Below are 21701 nucleotides of genomic sequence, written 5' to 3' on the forward strand. Positions count from 1 at the left end.
GTGCGCCACTAAACTTTTATTTAAACAACCAACGATTAAACACGTGGCAGGAACCCTCCATGACCAGTGCCAACCTAGCATCCCGCACCTTTGGCGAACTGATTCGTCACTATGCAACGACTCAAGCAAACCACCCTGCGCTTATATTTAAAGACCGCCACAGCAGTTATAGCGACTTGGAAAAGCAGTGCAATGCTATTGCGAACACCTTGCTTGCAGCCGGCATTAACAAAGGCGACAGAGTGGGGATATTAGCCAAAAACTCGGATCACTATTTGCAACTATTACTCGGCGCCGCACATATTGGCGCCGTAACTGTTGGTCTTAACTGGCGGCTCAACCCAAAAGAATTAAGCTATATTAGCAACGACAGCGAGATGAAGGTCTTGTTTGTTGGCTCCGATTTTACTAATACTGCTGCGGTAATCAAGCAGGCGACGCCCACGTTAAAACACATTATTGTCATAGACTCGATTCACCCAGAGTGGCCAACACTAGCCAATTGGATTGCAAACAGCTCGCGTAGCCAAGCCAATATTAGTGTCGGTGCCGATGACGCCGCCCTACAGTTGTATACCAGCGGCACTACCGGCCACCCTAAGGGCGTGGTCCTTCCCCACCGCGCTTTTTTCGATCCATGGGTCTACCAAAATCACCCAGAGATGGCGTGGAATAACATAACGCCTGACGATGTCTGCTTACTCGCCATGCCATTTTTCCATGTAGGCGGCATTGGTTTAGCCTTTATGGCACTGCGCGGCGGGGCCAGTGCGGTGATTGTTCCTGAGTTTTCGCCCACCGAATTTCTCAACGTCGTACCGGAATATGGTGTTAGCCGTACATTTTTAGTTCCCGCCGCCCTGCGCGCCATTTTACTATTACCCGAAGCAGCCACAGCAGACTGGTCATCGTTGCGGCAAATCATATACGGCGCCGCGCCAATGCCCGAAGCACTGCTACTCGACGCCCTAAGCATTATAAAATGTAACTTTGTGCAAAATTACGGCATGACAGAGCTTTCTGGAACAGTGGTACATTTGCCGCCCGAAGACCACATCCAAGGTAGCAAGCGCTTGCGATCAGCCGGTTTGCCCACCCCCAATACAGCAATAAAAATTATCGACGAGCATGGCCTTGCCGTAGCACAAGGTGAGGTTGGCGAAATATTAATCCGCAGCCCCGCTACCATGCTGGCTTATTGGAAAAACCCCGACGCCACCGCAAAAACCTTGATTAATGGTTACATCCACACCGGTGACGCAGGCTATCAAGACCAAGACGGCTATCTTTATATTTTTGACCGAGTTAAAGATATGATTATTAGCGGCGGTGAAAACATTTACCCAATTGAAGTTGAAAATGCACTTTTCAGCCACCCAGACATCACCGATGTTGCGGTCATAGGTACACCCGATGACAAATGGGGCGAGGCCGTCACCGCTGTTGTGGTATGCAAAGAGAATAGCTTAGTCACTGAACAAGAATTAATTGACTACGCCAAGGCACATATCGCCACCTACAAGTGCCCCAAGAAGATTGTGTTCAGCACGGAGCTACCTCGCAACGCCTCGGGCAAGATACTGAAGCGACAACTTCGCCAACCCTACTGGGAACAGCAAGACAGAAAGATATAAGCCCCAGCCAATCCCATCGGCAGTAGCGGCAACAGACGTCGTTATTGCCGACGCTCAACCAGAAAAATAATTAGTTAAAATACCTTAAGAAGCAGACATTAGCCGCCCATTCCAGTCTATAGTTAGGGAAATACGCTCAAACATCCTAAAATCTGCTTAAAATAAAACCCGATGTGATTTATGCCAGTGCGATTCAAACTATCTCCAGCGCTTACGCTTTTTAGTTTACTTAACATAAGCCTGCTGACGCTTACAATCGGCTGCGCTGCCAATACGCGCGAGCAGCAGCTTGCCCTCAATATTTCCGCGCCAACGGCAGCGGAAGTCACGGCGCTATTACAAGAGGACAACAATGACAATAATCAGACCATCAACATTTCCCCAGAAGAAAACATATTGGCTATTAACGCAGACATGCGCTATTTCGTCGAAGAACACGTGCCCGCCGCACTGAGCCCGCGAGCGCGTTTAAGCTATCTACTCGACAGTATGATACGTCCCTCCCAATTGGGCTTAAGCTACGATCCAGGCATTACCTTAAACGCCACTGAGACGTTTTATGCTCATCGAGGAAACTGCCTGTCCTTAAGCTCACTTTTCATTGCCCTCGCCAGAGAGGCCAACCTAAACGCCTACTACAACGAAGTCACCATCCCCCCAAGTTGGGATATGATTAGCGACAACAGCTTGGTGTTTTACAAACACATCAATGTTCTTGTCGACTTTGGCGACGATGGCCAAGAAGTCGTCGACCTAAGCGTAGACAATTACGAGTACCACTACCCCCAGCAACGCCTTAGCGAACAAGAAGCCGCAGCACAACACTACAACAATCGTGGCGCGGAGTTTTTGAATCAAGGTAAGAACGATGAAGCCATGCGCTACTTTCGGCGAGCGCTGTATTTAAACCCCAATGCGGGTCATATCTGGGGAAATCTCGGCACCTTGCTGCGCAGATATGCGCGTAACGATGACGCCGACATCGCGTTTCGTCAAGCCCTAACACTCAACCCAAACGATCAGGTCGCCATTAGCAATTTAAGTCGCCTCTATCGCGACCTTGGAAAAAACGACCAGGCAACACTGCTTGAAAAAGCATCAGAGGTATTTCGCAAGCAAAACCCATTTTGGCATTACAGCAAGGCAAAATCGGATTTTGAACAAGGTGATTTCAGCAACGCACTCAAATCAATTAATCAGGCCATTGACCTCGATAGCGATGAATACCGATTTTACCAATTTTCTGCATTGGTATTACATCGCCTAGGAGACGTTGAGCGCGCCAAAAAACAGGCCGCCAAAGCGGCAAGGTTAAAATTGAAAAGTAATTAAGGCATAAAAAAGGCGCCCTAAAGGCGCCTAAGTATAGCAATTTTAGCAATCAAAACTGATATTGAACACTTGCACTCAATGACTGCCCAACATCTTCGGAGAACGTCACCACATTATCGCGTTCGATTTTCAAGCTTTCATCAAGAATATTTTTCAACTTAAGCTTAACGATAATCGCTTCGGTAGGATAGTAAGAATACGTAGCATCCAGCGAATTAAACGGCTGCTCGTAAGCGTCTGGCTCACCGTTCCGGCCCGCAAAGTACAATCGTTCACCAAATACATTATATGACAAGGTTGCCGAATGCTGCTCATTTGGTGCGTCATAACCCAGTATTAAGTTTGCTGAATACTTCGATGCCCCAACCAAGTCGCGAGTTGGATTAGTTGGTGCGTCAGCTTTTGAACCTGCAACCAATTCAGTATCAAGCAAGGTTAAGTTGCCCTGCAAGAAGAATGGCATAAGCTTGTTAGAAACATCAGCAAGATCTTTCATAAACTCAAACTCAACCCCAGTAATCGTTGCGCTCTCTGCATTGATAATCTCAACCGCTGTATTGGTATCGCCAGCAGCAGCTTGGAATTGTTCAATGGGGTCAGTAATATCTTTATAGAATAGCGACGCCGTTAAATTATCGCCATTACTAAAAAACCATTCTGCACGCACATCATAATTTTTAAATTGTGCAGGAGTCACATCTGGGTTACCAAATACCAACGCGCCGGTAATTGGGTCGATGTAACTGGCCTTAGATATTTCTCGCAAGTCTGGTCTAACCGTTGTTTCGCTATAGCCGAATCGCAGTTGAAAGTCCTCGGCATAAAAGCCTGGCCGCATATAAGTGGCCGCCAATGATGTATAAGTATCATCGTTAGTGAACACCGCATCTTGCAGTTCTTTGGCTATCGCCTCTTGCCCGCCGGACTCAGACGTAACAACAGGTATGCCGGTAAAATCCAGTGGATCCCACGTTAAGCCAACTTGTTGGTAATCTTCATACCGGAGCCCCGCAACAACACGCCACGTTTCCTGCCAAGTAACATCAAATTTTCCGTAATAAGCGTCAACGCGATTAGCGGCAAGGTAGCTTTCTGAATTACTGCCCGCAACAGCAAGTTGGTAGCCGAGACTTTGATTCAGAATATTTTGGTCGCTATACACCGTCGCCAATGAGCCCGTTAAGGCTTCGTTAGAGGCACTGACACTACCAAGGCCAAATTGGGTTTGCTGGTACGTTCGTACCTTTTGCCAGTATTCAGCGCCACCGGATACTTCAAAAGCAAAATCACGCGTTGAAAACGGCATTTTCACTTCCCAACCGTAACTCTCCACCTGATCTTCAAGCTCGGTAAAGCGATAATCCGCCGACGAACTGTCGCGCACTACACTAGTAACTGACGGTGAACCAAATTGATGATTTGTTTGCACCGACACTTCGTTTGGAATTTCTGTCGTCGATTCGCTATCTGAATAAAACCAATCGAAACCCAAGCCATCTAGCATTGCTAATGAGTCACCGCCAAATAACGCGCGACTGGCCTCGCCTAATTTGTGTTCACCCCGAATTTGGTGAATTTCAAGCTCACGCTGCTCGTAACGAAGCTTAAACACTCGATCAGAATTGGAGCCTACAGAAAACGGCTTATCCAAATCGTATTCGTCTGTTATTGAAACGCGATCGTCGGTGTTACGCAAAAATAAACTTGTGGTTTCAATATAGTGATCTTCGTTTAAGCGCAAGCCAAAACCCAAGTTTGCAGTTAACGACACATTTTGTGTGGTTTCATTTTTGACATCCGCTTCTTCGCTTTCAGTTACCGAGCGGCTCACACTTTTTTTCTTACGCCACTGGGAATCGTAAGCGATACCGGCAAGAAACCCGAACTCAGTTTCCTCACTATCGCCTAGATAAAAGCGATTTCCCAAATTGGCTTCTGCAGAAAAATCGGGATCGCCGCTCACCTCGTAAACATCAATTTTGCGATATAGCTCAGTAGCAAGTTGACGGTTTACCGTTTCGGCATCAGTAATTGTCGCGTTTGGATTGGTTTTGCGCATTTCGGCCAAAATATCATTGCGATCAAAACTACCACCATAGGTTCGCAGCGCCTGTGTCAGTGCAGACGATAATGCGCGGGTGCCATCGTCTTTGCCTAAGGCATCATCGCCACCGCCGCTATAGCTTAAAAAATTGCCATCGGATTCAGTGTTCATGCCACTGCCAATTTCAATATTAAACACAAGATCTGTCGGAATTCCCTTAGTCCGAATATCGACACTGCCACCGCCAAAAGCCGCAGGCATATCCGCCGAGTGCACTTTTTGGACAGCAAGTGAGTCAACTATTGAAGTAGGGAAAATATCTAAGGGAATGACGCTACGCGACAAATCTGGCGAGGGCACCACCGCACCGTTAAGCAAGGTGCTGGAATAGCGCTCGCCAAGCCCGCGAACAAACACATACTTGTCATCCACCAAGGTGACACCTGGCACGCGGCGCAGCGCAGCGGCAACCGTTGAGTCACCAACACGCCCAATTGCATCTGAGCTCAAGAAGTCTATTGCAACTTCCTGCTCTAGCCGCTCCATAACAACATTCTCGGCGCTGCTTTTTAAGCGACCAACGACGACAACCTCTTCTATTGGCTTATTAAGTGCAAAGCCATCAGATCCGGCCTCCTGAGCTACAGCACCTATCGCAAGACTAAGTGCGCTGACTGTAAATGCGGGCAGCACACCTTTTTTGATTACATTCTTTTTCATGAGAAAAGACCCACGTGCATAAATTGATCGGGTTTTAACAGAAAGGGCGCCGTAAGGCGCCCTCTGATTTACGGCTTAAGCTGAACCTGTTGTGTCGCTTATTCGAACCACAGCGGCTCGCCGCGATTTGCAGGGTCAATTCCGTAAGCCCAGCCAGCAGTCCAATCGTCATCCTTCACCACCGCGCCAAAGAACGCACGACCAGCAACAGGCGATACCGTTGGCGCCGCACCGCCCACTTTCATACTCGCTACTGGCAAAGAGTAGAAGCCATCAAGTATGTCTAGATTCGCGTTGCTTGCTGCAGTTGGATCTTCGCCACTCTCCAGCGTGTGCAGGGCCTGACTTTTCAAATTAATAAACTCAAGCTGAGTTTTACCACTTGGCAAATTGTCGCCTTTAGTAAGATCCGAGCACGCTATAATGGATCCCTCAATGACTAAGTCGCCATCGTCCGCCGCTTTCAAGCCCTCAGCACTTTCGATACGTACACAGTAGTTGTAATCGTCATCGCCAGTTAATACATCGCCTTGGTAGGCAGAAGTAATCAGGGCGTTTTGAATTATAGGGAAATGCGCTTCACGAATTCGCATGCCAGCACCTGGATCGTGAGTCCCTAAGCCGGCCGCCGTACCTGCAGGGCCATCATTAGAAGACATGATACAAGTCATGTTTTTAATCGTGGCCCGAGAGTTCAAACCCCGCGCTACAAAATCATCAATGGTGGCCTGATCCTTACTACTGTAGCTACCAATACCGTCAGATTCCACGCAGTGGTTACCATCTGTTTCTGACTGAATAACAAGTGCGTAATCAAAAGTACCGCTGTAACCTTCATCGATATCGATAGAGTCGTCACGAACATACATTGCAATGTAGTGGTTAATATTTACTGCACCGCCGAACATTTCAACGCCATCGTCATAGGTAGAATAGGCTTGCAAGAAATCAACCGTCGTACCTGAACCTACGGCATCGAAAGATATACCGTTTAATTCATTACCTTCTTCAACCTGTGCGCCAGTGTGTTTAACGATGAAGTATTTCAGTGAGCCTGAGCTGTCGGCATTATTAGCACCGCCGTAATGGGTCTGGCCACCACCAGCCTTACCTTCAGCAGCTACATGACAGCCAGATGCAGTTGTCGCCAAATCATTTGTCGCTGGACTACCGGTATAGGCACACTTATTCGTTAAACCAAAACCGTTGATGATCATGCCGCCCCAGGCCTGAACTTCTTCCGCGCCAACAGTGCCATCCACTGCATCGGATACAGAGGTAATAGTAATTGGTGCAGACGCGGTGCCTTCGGCAAAAATTTGAGAGCCGCGGTTGATTACTACGTAGTCATCTGAAGACTGAAAAGCTAGGGTAGTACCTGCTTCTATTTCAATTTTTGAACCGTCGCCACCTTTTGCGATGCCCGCAGCCACAAGGTCGGCATCGCTGCTGTAGTTGCGGCCCACCACTAAACTGTCACGAAAAACGTGAACACCGCCGTTGGCCAATTTGGTAAATACCACTGGAGTAGAAGGACCAATGTCGATGGGGTTAGTCAGGCTAACAAAGTCAGGTCCATATACACAGTTAACACCGCTGTCGGCGCCCTGACGAGTAATTCCACCTGAAGTACTATAGCTCGCGCAGCCGTTGGCAGATGTGCTGCCGCCGTTGCCACCACCGGTACTGGTAGTAGTGCTGTTGTTTTGCGCATTTATATTAATGTCGCCACCACCGCCGCAACCGGCAAGTACCATGGCCGTAGCCATCGTGGTTAATGCAAAGAACTTTTTCATAAGAACTAATCTCCGGAACAGACGCTAAGGTTTTCTAGGATTGTATTAATGGAGAGTATGTTAGGGAGACTTAGTGACAGATATATGAACTGAATATTGCAGTTATGTGACAGTTTAAAAAGTTCAATCTAAAACGGAGAAAAGCTAAGGGAATGTGTGCATCTTATTAACGGTGTTCTAATAAAATAAGCCGTGACAGCTCTCTTCAGAAGTCAGCTGCAGCGGTGATACATTGGGCTTAGTCATTTAGATGGGTAACGAAGCGCTTGCCAAGTACAACAAAATCGTCACTGCAAAGCGTAGCCTAGGCAGCCGTCGCAAAGTGCAGCAACGCTGCTTATAAAAGCTTACTCAGAAAAATCTGGTGTTAGCGAATAGGGCTTTTCCGCTGCCGATTCGTACTCGTCGTATTCATTATTATTCACCGGCGCCGCCACGGGCACCGCTTTATTGCGGTCAAGCGATCTGCTACTTTGCACATTCAGCTGCTTGTCACGTTTGATCGCAGCAACCACGGTATTGCTAACTAGCTCAAAAATATCCTTGCGGTCATCGCGGTCGAACAAGTCGCCTTTTTCCGTGGACCCAATCGTAGCTACCGTCCGCCCGGTGATAAAGTCTTGGAAGGAGATACCCAGCATAATGCGCTCATCACTGCCGCTAACCGACAACTGCACTCCCAATGTGCGCTTTTTTGCTGTGTAGGGCAGGTTTTCAATTTCTTTGGAGCCAACTACCGCCATATTGTAAGCGCCAATCATATTGCCAAATTCAAGGTCCATTCCGTAAATAGCGCTATTAGTATCGCGCTCGATTACAACATAATCGTAATTGCCAAAACTGAATCCATTGGAATACACCACAGTCTCGTTACTTGCACAGGCAAATAAAAACAAAGCTGAAAATATCAGCGGCAGAATGGATTTCATTTTTCGTTCCTTGGCACCCGAATTTGTCACACATCAGTGGCCGTAGTTATCAGCCGACCAATCTCGTTAAATGTAGCCTCTCTCCACAAGCACATAGTATTCCAGCTTGCCGTGTAGCTATCTTATTAAGCGGCGATAAGTCTACTACGATCTCGTATTGTATCGTAGAGCCTCAACTAAATTGGCCACCTTTCCTTGCAGCACAGGCCGCCACCAAGCGGCGCCAGCCAAACAGGTATTTAGCTTAGAATTCAATAAGTTAACCAAACAAAACAACCCCTTAAGCACTGCATAGGTATAAATACAGCATGGAATAATTTTATTCTTCCGCCAATACTGATAAATTAGTCAATAAATATTGAATTAGATGGCCTACGCACAATAAAATTAGGATTTACAGACTATGAGCTCTCCCTACGCCAATTACGACCCAACCAAAGCCATTGTTCAAGCCGACCCCTACCCGTATTACGCCTACCTTCGCGAACACGAACCGGTTAAGTACATCCCTGAAATGAATGCCTATGCCGTTAGCCGCCACAGCGACGTGCAAGCGGTACTGCGTAATCACGAGCAATTCTCGTCAGGCCCTTTAATTCAGCTGGCCTTCGGCGATTTCAACCCTGCGCCCGACTCACCTTACTTGCTGGCGAGCGATCCACCAGACCACACTCGCTTGCGCAATTTAGTGAATAAAGCCTTTTCAAAGCGGATGCTGGACAGCAAACGCACCGAAATTGTCGCGATTGTTAAACAATTGCTCGATGAAGCCTCTGAGAACGAAGAATTTGATGTTATTGAAGAGTTCTCATCACCGCTGCCGGTCCATATCATAGGTCAAATCATGGGCATTGAAACAGAGATGCGCGCAGATTTTCGGCGCTGGTCTAATAATGTCACCGCCGGCGGCAATGCGGCGGCATTAACCGATGCCCAGCGCGCAGAAATGCGCCAAGACACCGAAGATTTCCGAGATTACTTCCTAAAGCGCATAGCCGAAGTTCGGAAAAAGCCCGAAGCCAATCTGATTTCTGACTTGGTGCAGGCCGAGGAAGCAGGCGACAAACTTACTGCTGATGAAGTACTGGCCATGTGCGTGTTGTTGCTGATTGCCGGCAATGAAACCACCACCAGCCTAATCTCTAATGCCATTATTTGCCTGCGGGATTTTCCAGAACAGGAAAAAATCGCCCGCGCCGACCGCTCTCTGGTACCCAATATGACCGAAGAGGTGCTGCGCTACCTGTCACCAATTCAGTTTTTGTTTCGCCAATCGATCTCGGAAACCCAAGTTGCCGGCGTGACGATTCCCAAAGACGCCACCGTGCTGGCCATGTATGCCAGCGCCAACCGCGATGAGTCGGTGTTCAAAAATGCCGATCAACTCGATGTGCGGCGTGAGAACCTGCGTCAGCACACCGCCTTCGGCTGGGGCATTCACATGTGTGTGGGGCGCGCACTAGGCCTGCTCGAAGGCGAACTGGCCTTAAATCATATGTTTGATCGCTTTAAAACTATTGAGATAACCCAGGAAAAAATAGAATGGTGCGACGCGTTTTATTTGCGCGGTCCCAAAAATCTAAAAATTCGCTGCCGCTAGTCAGTATTAGGCCTTAGTAGTAAATATACCGCCAAGGCCTCGCGATCTTCTGCGCTGAGTGGAAAAGCCGGCATCGGCGGTATTGGCGCGCTAAAAAAGCTGGCTAATTCATTTAATTCGTAACGCTCAGCTAAGCCCGACAGGGCTGCACCGCGATGACAGCTACTGCAATTATAGTCATTGAACAGCTGTTCACCGCGACGCCTCAAGTGATCGCGCTGTTCAGGGCTATATGCGCCTAACATCGGATCGCTCTTGCTGCTCCCCTGAGGTTGCTGCGGCAACTCAAGACGCCTGCTACTAACAGCTGTTTTACCTGCCACTACGCGGTATATCGAACCCGAATAGTCATCCGAAATATAGAGGCTGCCATCATTGGCCTCGGCAATATCCACCGGCCGACCTATTAGCCGATCACCCTGTAAAAATCCACTCAAGAAATCCTGTTCAACAATAGTACCGTCGCCCTGCCAGTGCAGCGACACCACTTTATAGCCGTCCGGCTCACTTCTATTCCACGAACCGTGCAGGGCTACTAAGGCTGTGCGCTCGAAACCACCAACCTTGCTATACCGCAAAAAGCGTAAACCCAGCGGCGCATTGTGAGCGCGAAATTCATGGCTCGGCGGTATATTTTTAGCTGTAGCTGCCGCGTTTTTTCCGCCAAAATCAGGGTCCGGCGTACTGGCGTTAACATAGGGCCAGCCGTAAAACCCTCCTTTCTCAATACGATTCAGTTCACAGGGCGGAAAATTGTCGCCCAGTAAATCACGGCCATTATCGGTCGCGTAAAGGGCGTTATTCCACGGCGCCCAGTCCAGCCCAACGCTATTGCGCAGGCCAGTGGCGTAAACCCCAAACTCGCTACCGTCCATGCGAAATCGCATAATGGTCGCCCGGGTGGGATCTTCCTCTTCGCACACATTGCAACTAGAGCCCCCGCTCAAGTACAGCCAGCCGTCATCGCCTACGCGCAGAGTTTTAGTCCAGTGATTACCCTTGTCATCCAAGTCATCAACGATGCGTTGGTAGCTGCCATTGGTTTGTCCTTGGGCGCTATCAAAGGCAATTTTGCCAACCCCGTTAGATTCGGCTATGTACAGCCAGCCCGCAGCAATGTCCAAACCATGGGGTCGCGTTAAACTGCTAAGCAGTACTCGCTGAGCGTCGGGCAAGCCATCGCCATTGCGATCGCGCTCAAGTAAGACTATGTCGCCGCTACGCGGGCGGCTAACAAGTAAATCTCCGGCGTCTGTCACGTGTAAAAAGCGAATTTTACCGAGATCACTGGCGTACAGGCTCACGCTAAAGCCCTCAGCAACCTCGAGCTGCTGCTGAATATCACTTGCATCGGGTGCCTCGCCGCCGTAGCCAAGCACCATATTGAGCACAACTTTCGAGGTAGTTGCCATGCCCGCAGAGCCAAATTGAATCATTACCAAGGGCGTCAACACGATCAGCGCAAGCAGTGCCAACAAGGTGTAGCACAGCCGTTTCAGTATTTTCATTGGGTTTTCGCCTAGATTATTTACCACCAGCAGCCCCACTGGAGCCGGCCCATTATTAAAATTAACGATCTAGCGTACACCACAGCTCGATTCTACGTGCAGACGGCGTTAAACTGGAAATTCACGGTACTTATTAGTTAGCTTGGCCAATGCGGCGCCAGCAACTAAAGATCGCAAACCTAAAATCAATAAACAGAGATGATAAGCCATGATGGATATGGGTAGTAGCAGCGGCGAAAAATGCCCGTTTGAACTAAATTTTAAGCCCGAGACCTTTAAAGCCGGCGACCTAGTCAGTTACCGCGTGTCTGGTACTATGATGGACATGCCCTTTGTTGGCGTTTTAGTTGAGGTTCACGACGATCACGTCATGCTAGCCCACTATGGCGGCGACGATGCAGTAGCAGGTAATATTATGCGCGGCACAAAAACCGACCGCCCTGTTGTTAGCGAAGAAGACGCGCTGCGCTAGTCACAAAATAGCGATAAAAACTGGCGCCTAACAATAACTGCAGGCGCCAGTATGCTACTTACTGGTTAAAGCACTGTCTTCAAAGCGAATTCCCGCCCAACCGCTGCGCATAAAGTTACGAATATTAGCGTGATCTTCCCCGCTGGGGTTCCCCAACACATCCTTGCTGTAATAATCGCCAAAGGCATTTAACGTCGCCTCTTTACTTAGCTGATTTAAAGCTGCAAACGCAAATATTTTACATGAGCCATTATTGCTGCCCGCAGCATTATGCTGCTCGCCATTTTGAAAAGCACTTGGCGTAAAATCATACTCGGCGTCAATAACAGCCATTACGTCGGCGAAATCCACTGGCCGCTCGGCCAAACGATCGATAAGTTCTTGTATTGTCATGCCACACTCCCATTTTAACGCCGAGTATTATAAAGGAATTTTGCTATTAGCATGCTTGCAGCTAAGCCGATATTCCCCTGGCGTCATTCCACTCCAGCGCTTAAAAGCGTGGCTGAAGTTAGCTGCCTCACTATAGCCCAGCTTTTCAGCCAACTGATCGAGCCCTAAGCTATCGTCAGCAAGGTATTGCTGCGCCAAATCTAAACGTAATTGCTGACTTAGCGCGCGATAACTCGCGCCCTCGCGTTGTAATAACCGGCGCAGAGTTCGCTCGGGAATAGCTAAGCGCTGCGCCACCGCGCCAATTCCTTTAAAGGCAGAGTCGGCGATAGCCCGTTGCACGCGATGCGTAAAACTGCGCTCCCCATGCTGACGACTAATGAGCTCGCGACATTGCCTAACACAGGCCGACCACGTCACCGCATTCGCCTGGGGCAGAGTAATCTGCAGTATCTCGCGCGCGAAGTTCACCCGCGTATGACGAGCATTAAATACCACAGGGCAGCCAACGAGCCGTTCAATCTCCTTGGCGTGCGCCGGTTCGGGAATAGCAACATCCAGATGCATAAGCGGTAATTTCTGAGCCGCGGCCTCCGTCGCGACCACCAGCGTGACGATAAGGTCGCGCTCAACCACAAAGTTGCGCACTGCGCCGGCGGGGTAGTTATCGCGCAACGCCAAGCTTGCCGCTGCGCCGTCGACGTTCAGCTCCAAGCCGACAAAGCTGTGAGTCAATTCGATAAATTCTTGAGCCACCTGAAACGCCTGCTGTAAATTCTCACTACAAATAAGCGCCAAACCCCAAATACCAAAAACGCCGAAGTGGTAGCGTCGGCCAACAAGGTAGGCAAGGTCAGGACGCGGGTTCGCCGCGAGCGTTGCCTTAATAAAGGCAATTTCCTGATCTGAACGTATCAGGTAGCCCGGCGTCTCCAGCTCGCGCCGACTCAAGCCCGTTATTGCACTCGCCGCTTCATGATCTAAACCCAGCTCCTCTAGGGTTTGGCACAGAATCAACAAGCCCAGTGCAGGCCGCAACCCAGTAGGGGAAATTGAACTAAAATTGTTATTTTTATCCATAGTGGCCGAAATTAACAATTTCGGCGGTCAGTAGCAACATTTCACTCCTTAATCGCTAAGCGTAGACTAATGAATGAGCCTAACGCCTCTAACGAGACTTGGCGCCGCTAATCAAGACCACATAATAAGGACGATAAACTATGGCAACAACAATATCGCGATTCTCGATTACCGATCTTACTCAGCGTTTTCGCTGGCTGTGGATGATCAATGCCTTTTTTATGCCCTGGCTGGCCCTAATTGGCATTATCCCAGCGATAAAAACCGGTAACAGCGCTTGGCTAGCCTTAGGCTTTGTTATTTTTTATGTCGCGATCCCTATACTCGACTATGTTTCCGGCCAAGACCCCAACAACCATGACGAAGCCGATGTACCCGCATTGGACGCCGACAACTATTTTCGCTGGGCTTTGTTCGTCGCGCTCGCAGGCGTCATAGTGGTTTGGTTTAGTGCTATTGCCTTCGCGTGGTATGCACAACTATCCATTTTAGGTCTAGCGGCGCTGGCCTTATCTTGCATGGGTTTAGGCGGCGCATTTTTAAATCTTGGCCACGAATTAGGCCATAAGAAAAATCGGCCAGAACGCTGGGCGGCAAGCCTAGCCTTAGGCATTGCGGCACTACCCCATTTTAGTGTTGAACATAATCGCGGCCACCACCGCGATGTCGCCACCCCCCACGACCACGCGTCGTCTCGCCTAGGTGAAAATTTTTACCGTTTTATGTTCAGAGAAATGCCTGGCACATGGCTGCGCGGCTGGCGCCTAGAAGCAGATAGGCTACATGCTAAAGGCCTGTCTTTCTGGTCGACAAAAAACGAGATACTGCCGGGCGCAATAATCACTTTGCTATTTTTTACCCTAGTAGGCGTTCTCTGTGGGCCAACGGTATTGGCGTTTGTGATCATTACCAGCTTACTTGGGCACACCAACTTAACGGCCGCTAACTATGTTGAACACTACGGTTTACTGCGCCAAAAACTCGATAACGGCCGCTATGAAACACCGCAGCCCCAGCACTCGTGGAACCAGAATTCGCTGATCTCAAACCTCATTACCTTTCAGCTACAGCGCCATTCCGACCATCACGCCCACCCCAGTCGTCGCTACCAATGTTTGCGGCACTTCGATGACGTTCCACAGCTCCCAGCCGGCTATTACGCAATGTTCCTACTCGCGTATATTCCGCCGCTGTGGTTTAAGGTGATGGATAAAAAAGTACTCAATTGGGCGGCTAACGATATCGACCGAATCAATGTATTGGCGGGTAAACGCGAGCACTACCAAACCAAAATCGCGGCTGACGCATATAGCTCAATTACATAATCACAAAAAAATGTGGCGGCCAAAGCAGCCGCCACATTCATCGTCGTATCTTAATCATCGCTAGTATTAATGCCCTTGGCTAACTCGCACCCGAGTGTTCCAAGACTGATTATTGTGACGATCATCCCTGCTATATTTATTGCCTTTATGGTCGTCGCGGCTGTATCTATCGTGCTTATCGTACTGTTTGGCGTATTTGTTGCCATGCTTGCCGCTGTGCTTCTGCTCTACGTATTTGTGATGCTTACCGTAGGATGAAGAGTAGCGATCGCGTTGATATTGATAATTCACATGGCCGTCGTGACGGCGGTCATTACCGCGATACTCTACATGGTGTCCACAATGGCGATCGTGAACATGGGCATGCTGCTGTTTGTACCTCTTATCCGATTTATGAGAGTCGTGGGCCGCATACAAAACCGCTGCACCAATCAATACCGCAACGGCTGCGTCTGCGTTGTCTGCATGGGCTTGCTTTGGAGCAAGTGCCACAGCCAAGGCTAACAATGCCGTCAGCATCATATTTCGAAGCAAGCGGGGGTTTTCTAAACTAAGAGCTGTTGTCTTTGTCATCATCAGTTCCTCCTGAATGTGCTTGTACATTATCAGGACTTAGCTGAACGAAGGCTGAAGACAATCGAGAAATGAATTGGCTGGCACAAATACCCATTTATTCGCCCCAGCCCCACCGAGCCTATTTAACTTGGAGTGAAATCAGCTGCTCTGGGAGTTGCAGCGTGTGAGTGCCTGTAAGCGCGCTTGGGTAAAGCCTGCCAGGGAAAAACTATCACCCGTTTGCTTAAAGTATTTGGCCAGCTCCACCGAGGGCATTAGCACATTCACCGAGCTTGCATGGCTCATTAACGCTAATAATTCTGGGTTAGCAAAGGAATGACCAAAAATTACCTGATGCATATTTCCCGCCATTGGCTTTATCGATACGACCTCGAGCGGAATATCCATTGGCACACCGTCAAAGTCGGCTGCCAGCGAGATTTTTTGCCCAGCAAGCGCCCAAACATTGGCACTATCGCTCGCCCAGCTAATGTATAGTTCGTCATTGCTACACGTATTACTGTGTTTCACTAAACCAAACTGATTGGACTCTGCCTGTTGGCCATTCACGGTATAGCCGGTAGATTTGGAAATCGCCTCAAAAGCCCAGTTAGTTCCGGTAGTTGCATGCGCACTAAGAGATAGTAATGTTGACGCAATTCCCGCTGTTAGCACTGTACGAATAGTCATTAATTTCACCTTTTAAGCAGCCTTGTATTTTGGGTATTAACCAGTACATTGGGCAACTTATTCGGTATTTAAACTATACGTAGTCTTCACACCTGTGATACTTATCACAAATCTAACCAATACATTCAGTTGCAAAAATTCGTTTCCCGACATTTTCAGGCAGTGAATTTTTCGTTAGAAAAAATAGAAATGAGCAAAATTCGAAAATTTACGCCGCTTTCGGCTGGCTAGCGGCGGGCAGGGTCAATCAGAATCCAGCAGTGAGGTCTCACGCCCACCAATAGCAGGCCCCATCGTTGGCTCATGTTTAGCACCGCGCAACAGAAAGATCTCAACACGCCGATTGCGCGCCCGCCCCTCTGCACTGCTATTTTCAGCAAGCGGACGGGTTGCTGCATGCGCCATTATACGAAATCGCTCGTTTGGCTGCCCACTGGCCTCAATAATGCCTCGCAATACCGTGGTCGCGCGCGCAGAGGACAAGTCCCAATTAGAGAAGTAACGGTCGGTATGAATTGGCACGTCGTCGGTATGCCCCGCAACCACAATTTGGCCGTCAATTTCATTTAATAGAGAACCCATCTTAGCCAAGACAGGTTCAAAACCCGGCGACAAATCAGCGCTACCCGACGGAAAAGAGCCACGTTCGCGAATACGGATGATGATAACCCGTTCACCATCGTCAACAACCTCCACCAAGCCTTCGGCTATTTCCACCGCGAGATGGGCTTTTACTTTCTCTAAATCGTCATTAAGGGCCTCGTCGGCCTCCACTTGCACAAAATCGCGCATTTCGCGTACCGCTTCTTGGCGTACTTGATTCTCAACAGTGGGCTTGGGTTGGCCGGGGCTAAACTCCCTAGCGATCATGCTAGTGCCTATTGGCGGCTTAAATGCGGGGATCTCACGCTGAACGCCGAAGGCATCCTTCATTGATCCCGACAACTCCTTAAACTTTTGCTTATCCATTTCGGAGAAGGAAAACAACAGCACAAAGAAAGCCAGCAGCAGTGACATTAAATCAGCAAAGGTAAGCACCCACGCTGGCGCGCCAGCGGCCTGTTTTTTTACCGGAGCCTCATCCACTTAGGCTTCCTCAGACTTAGGTTCTACTTCGCGCTTATTATCAGGTAGGTATGTTTGCAGCAGTGACTCCAGTACCCGAGGGTTAATCCCCTCTTGAATACCGTCCACGGCCTCTAAAATCAAATGCCGATTACGGCGTTCTTCAGCCGTGCGAAACGCCATTTTTTCGGCCATCGGCAGCGCGACCACATTCGCCAAAACCGCGCCATATAGGGTTGTTAACAAGGCCACGGCCATCGCGGGGCCAAGCGCCTTGGGGTCAGACATATTGGACATCATCTGAACCAAACCAACCAAGGTTCCGATCATGCCCATTGCTGGCGCCGACTCACCAAAGCCCTTAAATACCGCCTCGCCCATTTCATGGCGCTCAATGGTCTGGTTTATTTCCTTATTTAATACGCGACGAACAAACTCAGGGTCGTGACCGTCTATGGCCATCTGCACGCCCTTGTTTAGAAATTCATTACTGATTTCCAAAGACTCCAAACCCAGCAGACCTTCTTTGCGGGCCACCCCCGCCATAGACATACATTCAGCAATAAGATCTTCAGAGCTGGTTGGTTTGTGTACAAATGCCCGCGACGCCACTTTAAAGGCGCCCATCGTTTGGTCTAAGGGAAATTTCACCAAATTCGCCAGCAAGCCGCCACCCACAACAATTAACAGGCTCGGCGTATCAATAAAGCCGCTAGCACTCCCACCCAGCACAATCGCAGTGACGATAACCCCGAGTGCGCCCAACATGCCTAATAACGTTGCTATGTCCAAAGAAAACTCCGCCTATCTCTGTCACTAACTTTGCAAAACGGCTTATCGCCTGCGGCTAACACAGCCGCCATTTCACCCATGCGTACACAAGGTAACGGCAAAGGAGCTTATAACTTTATAGGTGAACATCATGAGATTCCCAATATTATGGCGCACTCGAATGACCTACGCCCTAAAACTAAGGTATTCGCTACAATATCTCGGCGCGCCTTGCGCCGCCATAGCGGATTTCAACGATGCCAAATCTCCACCCGCCTTAGTGCGCCATGTTATGATCTTCGTTAACACCAAAGTATAAGACAAGTATCTATGTTGACCACCCAACAATCCGATTTTGGCCGCGGGCCCGCTATTTGGCAAACCTTTGGCCAAGGCAGTGAACCCCTGCTATTTGCCGCCGCCAACGGCTTTCCAATTGGCAGCTACCAAACCTTTCTCAGCCATTTTAAATACGATTACCGAATCGCTGGGCTAGAAAATCGCGGTATGTGGGGCAACGCTCACCCACCCAGAAACTTTACCTGGCGCGACCATGCCGACGATCTCATTGCCTTTTTAGATCATCAAGCAGACTTTAACAGCCAACCCGTAATTGCCATGGGCCACTCTATTGGCGGCACCGTACTAGCCTTAGCCGCAGTAAAACGCCCAGACTTGTTTAAGGCCGTACTCATGTTTGACCCAGCTACTATTCCTGGCCGATTTTTGCCAATGCTGGCAAGCCTTGCCCCGACCCAAGTAATGGGTCGAACGAACTTGGTTAAACGCACTAAAAATCGCCAGCAGCTGTGGCCGAGTCGCCAAGCGTTTATCGACTACCACCGGCATAAAGCCGCCTACCGCCACTTTTCTGAGCCTGCATTTACAGAATATGCTGAAGCCGGATTAATTGAACAAACCGACGGCCAATTTAAACTGGCTTACAGCAGAGAATGGGAGGCCCATAATTTTCAACATACGTATTCGCCGTGGCAAACGCTGCGGCACATTCAAGTGCCAAGCTTGATCCTGCGTGCAGAACACTCTTATCTGCACAAGCCCAAAGAATTCGAAAGCAGGGTAAAGCGGCTACCCGCCAACGTCAGCCACCAAGTTATTCAAGGCGTTGGCCATATGGCGCTGCAAGAAGATGGCGAACAGGTTGTTAAACTCAGTCGCGACTGGCTGAGCGCAAACAAGCTGCTGGCCGCCTCATAAAATGCGCGTCACTACTCAGCTTTTATTTGGCGCGCTAATGATAAGTCTGCCCTGCTTGTCCCAAGCGGGCCTACCCCAAACGAACTCAGCCCAAGAACACCCAGCTCAAAACACTGGGGAACAGTGGCAAACGCTAAGCTTAGCGGGGCATAAAATGGGCTATCGCCATATCAACCGCGCCCAAAGTAAAAACACCCTATTCACGCGAGACACCGTAGTACTCACTGTTAGCCAACCCGGCGCACCCGACGCTACCACCACAACGGTATTGGAGTATCACGAAAGTCTTGGCGGCCAGCCGATTTCAGCCACCAAGCACCTTAATTCTGGCACCGCTAACCACCAGATGCAGGCAACCGTACACGGCAACATATTGAGCGTTAGGCAGAGTAATGCCACAAAGAATAGCCGCGAATACCCGATCCCCCAGCCGTTTTATTTGCCCGAGGGGCTGCGCCTGGCTCTGCTAAATAGAGCTGAACAAGACAAACCCATTGCCTACTACAGCTGGAACTTTAGCAGCCAGCAATTCGACCACTTTCAATTGCAAATTCAGCCTTACAACTCGCCAGACAAGCCCAGCATTCGCTGGAAAATTCAGCGCCATCAGTTTGGTGATCCCCAGCGCAATACCATATTATTTGCCGATCAATATTTTTATTTCCTAGAGGAGAGAAGCACTAGCGGGGGCGACGACGTCATCATCACTGACTGCAGCCAAGCTTGCGCCCAGGCCTACTTCGAGCCAACAACTCACGTCTATCGACAGCTCATTGCCTCGCCGTACAAAATTACCGACATCGCCCTGCGCGGTAAAATTCGCTACCGCTTACAAGGGCTACCTACCCCACCACCCAGCACTTTTGAGCAAACCGTCAACCCGCTGGCCGACGGCGCAGAAATCCTCGTATGTGATGACTGTGGAACCGAAGCCCAACCCAGCCCAGAAACCCTAGCCACTGCGCTGCAGGCAAGCTACTGGCTGCCCAGTACCGAGCCGGTTTTTCAAACGGTGATTGAGAGCGTACTTACCGATAAAACCATCACTACTGCGGCGCGGATGCGCAGGCTCAGCCGCTTTGTAACCCGGCATATGAGCAGCGAAGCCAGCTACTCTGGCTATGCCACCGCACTCGAAGCCTTTAACAGCAAACAGGGCGACTGCACCGAGCACGCCCTGCTACTGGCAACCTTGGCCCGAACAGCCGGCATTCCCAGCCGCGTGGTATTTGGCTTGGCCTATAACAACGAACGATTTTTAGGACGCAAATATGTGTTTGTTCCCCACGCGTGGGTGCAGGCATGGACAGGAAATAAATGGCAGAGTTTTGACAGTGGCTTGGGTAACTTCACCGCAGGACATATCGCGCTGGGTATTAGCAATGGCGAACAAAGTGAAGTTTTAAAATTGAATGAGCAACTACATCAAATAAAAATTATTTCGGCGGTGCAAATAAAAAGCCGCTAAATACCTTTAGCGGCTTTTAAAAGATGACATACCACTAAAAGCAGTTTTACTCGTAAGCGACAGGCATTTCTTGCAAGCTTTCATCGCCAGCCACATCAATGTCGGCAACAACAATGGTAGCGCTTGAGCGCACTGCACCAACTACGGTTACTTCTTCGATTAATTGCACAGGCTCGTCGGCAAAGACACTCAGCGGCAACGAAAATACAGCGGCCAAAGACAGCGCCAAAACTTGAATAGATTTAACACCAACACGATTAGATAACATACACACTCCGCTTTTTGCAGGCCAATATCGAGATAGAAAAATAAATGTGGCTAAAGCACCGCAGCCAAGGGAACAATTATCGTGTAAAAATGTTACATCCTAATGACGTTAATATGACAATTTCAGAAAAACGTAGAAATAAGTAAAGTAATGCCCGCCCACCAAGGCTGGCGCATTACTTAATTGCACACCCTAAAGCGCTTATACTTAAAGCCTTTATTAAACCCCGCCCTAGCAAATATCCCGTCTTAGACAGGAAACAACACGCACACTATATTCAAACATGTAAGGTCGAACACGATTAATCTGGCAATGCCGGAGGGTAAGAACATGGCCATGTCACCCAGAATTGCAGCCCACCTATGTAAAATAGGCGTTCATTTTGACTTAGTCAGCCACGCCCATAGTCGCAGCAGCAAACAATCCGCTGCGGCAGCTCAGCTGCCCCTAGAAAAAATCGCCAAAGCTATAATTATATGCGATGGTGATCGCTATAGAATGTGCGTAATACCTGCCCATCATCGCCTTATGCTAGACCGTATTAATTCTCATATGCATAGCCATTACCGGCTGGCTACCGAGGAGGAATTAGCTGCGCTCTTTGATGACTGCGAAGTCGGTGCCGTGCCCGCCCTTGGCCAAGTTTACGGTATGCCGGTTAGCTGGGACGAAGAACTCAATGACACCCAAGACATCTATCTTGAAAGCGGTGACCACGAGCACTTAATCCACCTCAACCACGGCGCCTTTTTAGAGCTAATGGGTGGCCAAGATCATTTTCAAATGAGTTGTCCCGAGGATAAGCACCGCAACATGATAATTCACTAAGATTA

The 21701-nt window shown here is 49.2% G+C and carries 19 protein-coding genes; 8 read left to right on the forward strand and 11 right to left on the reverse strand.

The genetic code is table 11. The features are described from left to right. Positions 1–59: 59 nt before the first annotated feature. Both P1U47_RS12175 and P1U47_RS12180 read left to right on the forward strand, forming a co-directional pair. The gene (locus tag P1U47_RS12175) at positions 60–1634 is read left to right on the forward strand and encodes a long-chain-fatty-acid--CoA ligase (protein ID WP_301029242.1); all 1575 of its coding nucleotides are present in this window, start codon (positions 60–62) and stop codon (positions 1632–1634) included. Positions 1635–1814: 180 nt separating this feature from the next. Continuing rightward, positions 1815–2966 (forward strand): tetratricopeptide repeat protein, encoded by a 1152-nt coding sequence (locus tag P1U47_RS12180; RefSeq protein WP_301029243.1) that lies wholly within the window; start codon positions 1815–1817, stop codon positions 2964–2966. Between the two features lie 49 nt (positions 2967–3015). Here P1U47_RS12180 and P1U47_RS12185 read toward each other — a convergent pair whose 3' ends face one another. The 3 genes from P1U47_RS12185 to P1U47_RS12195 form a co-directional block, all read right to left on the reverse strand. Next, positions 3016–5730 carry a TonB-dependent receptor gene (locus P1U47_RS12185; RefSeq protein ID WP_301029244.1) on the reverse strand — a complete coding sequence of 905 codons (2715 nt, stop codon included), beginning with the start codon at positions 5728–5730 and terminating at the stop codon, positions 3016–3018. A 98-nt stretch (positions 5731–5828) separates the two neighbouring features. After that, positions 5829–7526 carry a serine/threonine protein kinase gene (locus tag P1U47_RS12190; RefSeq protein WP_301029245.1) on the reverse strand — a complete coding sequence of 566 codons (1698 nt, stop codon included), beginning with the start codon at positions 7524–7526 and terminating at the stop codon, positions 5829–5831. A 347-nt stretch (positions 7527–7873) separates the two neighbouring features. Next, positions 7874–8455, reverse strand: coding sequence for a hypothetical protein (locus tag P1U47_RS12195; RefSeq protein WP_301029246.1), 582 nt, complete (start codon positions 8453–8455; stop codon positions 7874–7876). Between the two features lie 403 nt (positions 8456–8858). On the opposite strand from P1U47_RS12195, the gene P1U47_RS12200 reads away from it, so the two are divergent. Then, positions 8859–10055 carry a cytochrome P450 gene (locus P1U47_RS12200; protein WP_301029247.1) on the forward strand — a complete coding sequence of 399 codons (1197 nt, stop codon included), beginning with the start codon at positions 8859–8861 and terminating at the stop codon, positions 10053–10055. On the opposite strand, the gene P1U47_RS12205 is transcribed toward P1U47_RS12200, so the two are convergent. After that, complete coding sequence (locus P1U47_RS12205) at positions 10052–11563, reverse strand: PQQ-dependent sugar dehydrogenase (protein ID WP_301029248.1); 1512 nt, start codon at positions 11561–11563, stop codon at positions 10052–10054. The genes P1U47_RS12200 and P1U47_RS12205 overlap by 4 nt on opposite strands. Positions 11564–11771: 208 nt before the next feature. Between P1U47_RS12205 and P1U47_RS12210 the strand changes: the two genes are divergently transcribed. Next, a complete protein-coding gene (locus P1U47_RS12210; RefSeq protein ID WP_301029249.1) occupies positions 11772–12035 on the forward strand; it encodes a hypothetical protein in 264 nt (87 codons plus the stop codon). 54 nt (positions 12036–12089) lie between these two features. On the opposite strand, the gene P1U47_RS12215 is transcribed toward P1U47_RS12210, so the two are convergent. Together P1U47_RS12215 and P1U47_RS12220 are read right to left on the reverse strand one after the other, a co-directional pair. Then, positions 12090–12428, reverse strand: coding sequence for a HopJ type III effector protein (locus P1U47_RS12215; RefSeq protein WP_301029250.1), 339 nt, complete (start codon positions 12426–12428; stop codon positions 12090–12092). A 27-nt stretch (positions 12429–12455) separates the two neighbouring features. Further along, positions 12456–13508 carry an AraC family transcriptional regulator gene (locus P1U47_RS12220; protein WP_301029251.1) on the reverse strand — a complete coding sequence of 351 codons (1053 nt, stop codon included), beginning with the start codon at positions 13506–13508 and terminating at the stop codon, positions 12456–12458. 140 nt (positions 13509–13648) lie between these two features. Between P1U47_RS12220 and P1U47_RS12225 the strand changes: the two genes are divergently transcribed. Then, positions 13649–14833, forward strand: coding sequence for an alkane 1-monooxygenase (locus tag P1U47_RS12225; RefSeq protein ID WP_301029253.1), 1185 nt, complete (start codon positions 13649–13651; stop codon positions 14831–14833). 66 nt (positions 14834–14899) lie between these two features. On the opposite strand, the gene P1U47_RS12230 is transcribed toward P1U47_RS12225, so the two are convergent. The 4 genes from P1U47_RS12230 to pomA form a co-directional block, all read right to left on the reverse strand. Continuing rightward, positions 14900–15406: a hypothetical protein gene (locus tag P1U47_RS12230; RefSeq protein WP_301029255.1), complete on the reverse strand. Its 507-nt coding sequence runs from the start codon at positions 15404–15406 to the stop codon at positions 14900–14902. 141 nt (positions 15407–15547) lie between these two features. Further along, positions 15548–16078 (reverse strand): hypothetical protein, encoded by a 531-nt coding sequence (locus P1U47_RS12235; protein WP_301029256.1) that lies wholly within the window; start codon positions 16076–16078, stop codon positions 15548–15550. A gap of 243 nt (positions 16079–16321) precedes the next feature. Next, entirely contained in the window at positions 16322–17164 is an 843-nt protein-coding gene (locus P1U47_RS12240; protein WP_301029257.1) for a flagellar motor protein MotB, read from the reverse strand. Continuing rightward, positions 17165–17935, reverse strand: a complete 771-nt coding sequence (gene pomA / locus P1U47_RS12245; protein WP_301029258.1) for a flagellar motor protein PomA — start codon at positions 17933–17935, stop codon at positions 17165–17167. It lies immediately after the preceding gene. A gap of 309 nt (positions 17936–18244) precedes the next feature. On the opposite strand from pomA, the gene P1U47_RS12250 reads away from it, so the two are divergent. After that, on the forward strand, positions 18245–19132 hold the full coding sequence (locus tag P1U47_RS12250; RefSeq protein WP_301029260.1) for an alpha/beta hydrolase: 888 nt from the start codon (positions 18245–18247) through the stop codon (positions 19130–19132). Positions 19133–19169: 37 nt separating this feature from the next. Next, the gene (locus P1U47_RS12255) at positions 19170–20600 is read left to right on the forward strand and encodes a transglutaminase family protein (RefSeq protein ID WP_301029261.1); all 1431 of its coding nucleotides are present in this window, start codon (positions 19170–19172) and stop codon (positions 20598–20600) included. Between the two features lie 46 nt (positions 20601–20646). Here P1U47_RS12255 and P1U47_RS12260 read toward each other — a convergent pair whose 3' ends face one another. Continuing rightward, entirely contained in the window at positions 20647–20868 is a 222-nt protein-coding gene (locus P1U47_RS12260) for a hypothetical protein (RefSeq protein WP_301029262.1), read from the reverse strand. Between the two features lie 336 nt (positions 20869–21204). On the opposite strand from P1U47_RS12260, the gene P1U47_RS12265 reads away from it, so the two are divergent. Continuing rightward, complete coding sequence (locus P1U47_RS12265; protein ID WP_301029263.1) at positions 21205–21696, forward strand: aminoacyl-tRNA deacylase; 492 nt, start codon at positions 21205–21207, stop codon at positions 21694–21696. Positions 21697–21701: the final 5 nt, after the last annotated feature.

Origin of the sequence: Zhongshania sp. (assembly GCF_029212375.1) — a bacterium.
Taxonomy (GTDB): Bacteria; Pseudomonadota; Gammaproteobacteria; order Pseudomonadales; family Spongiibacteraceae; genus Spongiibacter.

Bases quoted from the DNA above. Each gene is read 5' to 3' on its own strand.
- P1U47_RS12175 (WP_301029242.1), top strand. From the start codon at position 60: ATGACCAGTGCCAACCTAGCATCCCGCACCTTTGGCGAACTGATTCGT.
- P1U47_RS12180 (WP_301029243.1), top strand. From the start codon at position 1,815: ATGCCAGTGCGATTCAAACTATCTCCAGCGCTTACGCTTTTTAGTTTA.
- P1U47_RS12185 (WP_301029244.1), bottom strand. From the start codon at position 5,730: ATGAAAAAGAATGTAATCAAAAAAGGTGTGCTGCCCGCATTTACAGTC.
- P1U47_RS12190 (WP_301029245.1), bottom strand. From the start codon at position 7,526: ATGAAAAAGTTCTTTGCATTAACCACGATGGCTACGGCCATGGTACTT.
- P1U47_RS12195 (WP_301029246.1), bottom strand. From the start codon at position 8,455: ATGAAATCCATTCTGCCGCTGATATTTTCAGCTTTGTTTTTATTTGCC.
- P1U47_RS12200 (WP_301029247.1), top strand. From the start codon at position 8,859: ATGAGCTCTCCCTACGCCAATTACGACCCAACCAAAGCCATTGTTCAA.
- P1U47_RS12205 (WP_301029248.1), bottom strand. From the start codon at position 11,563: ATGAAAATACTGAAACGGCTGTGCTACACCTTGTTGGCACTGCTTGCG.
- P1U47_RS12210 (WP_301029249.1), top strand. From the start codon at position 11,772: ATGATGGATATGGGTAGTAGCAGCGGCGAAAAATGCCCGTTTGAACTA.
- P1U47_RS12215 (WP_301029250.1), bottom strand. From the start codon at position 12,428: ATGACAATACAAGAACTTATCGATCGTTTGGCCGAGCGGCCAGTGGAT.
- P1U47_RS12220 (WP_301029251.1), bottom strand. From the start codon at position 13,508: ATGGATAAAAATAACAATTTTAGTTCAATTTCCCCTACTGGGTTGCGG.
- P1U47_RS12225 (WP_301029253.1), top strand. From the start codon at position 13,649: ATGGCAACAACAATATCGCGATTCTCGATTACCGATCTTACTCAGCGT.
- P1U47_RS12230 (WP_301029255.1), bottom strand. From the start codon at position 15,406: ATGACAAAGACAACAGCTCTTAGTTTAGAAAACCCCCGCTTGCTTCGA.
- P1U47_RS12235 (WP_301029256.1), bottom strand. From the start codon at position 16,078: ATGACTATTCGTACAGTGCTAACAGCGGGAATTGCGTCAACATTACTA.
- P1U47_RS12250 (WP_301029260.1), top strand. From the start codon at position 18,245: ATGTTGACCACCCAACAATCCGATTTTGGCCGCGGGCCCGCTATTTGG.
- P1U47_RS12255 (WP_301029261.1), top strand. From the start codon at position 19,170: ATGATAAGTCTGCCCTGCTTGTCCCAAGCGGGCCTACCCCAAACGAAC.
- P1U47_RS12260 (WP_301029262.1), bottom strand. From the start codon at position 20,868: ATGTTATCTAATCGTGTTGGTGTTAAATCTATTCAAGTTTTGGCGCTG.
- P1U47_RS12265 (WP_301029263.1), top strand. From the start codon at position 21,205: ATGTCACCCAGAATTGCAGCCCACCTATGTAAAATAGGCGTTCATTTT.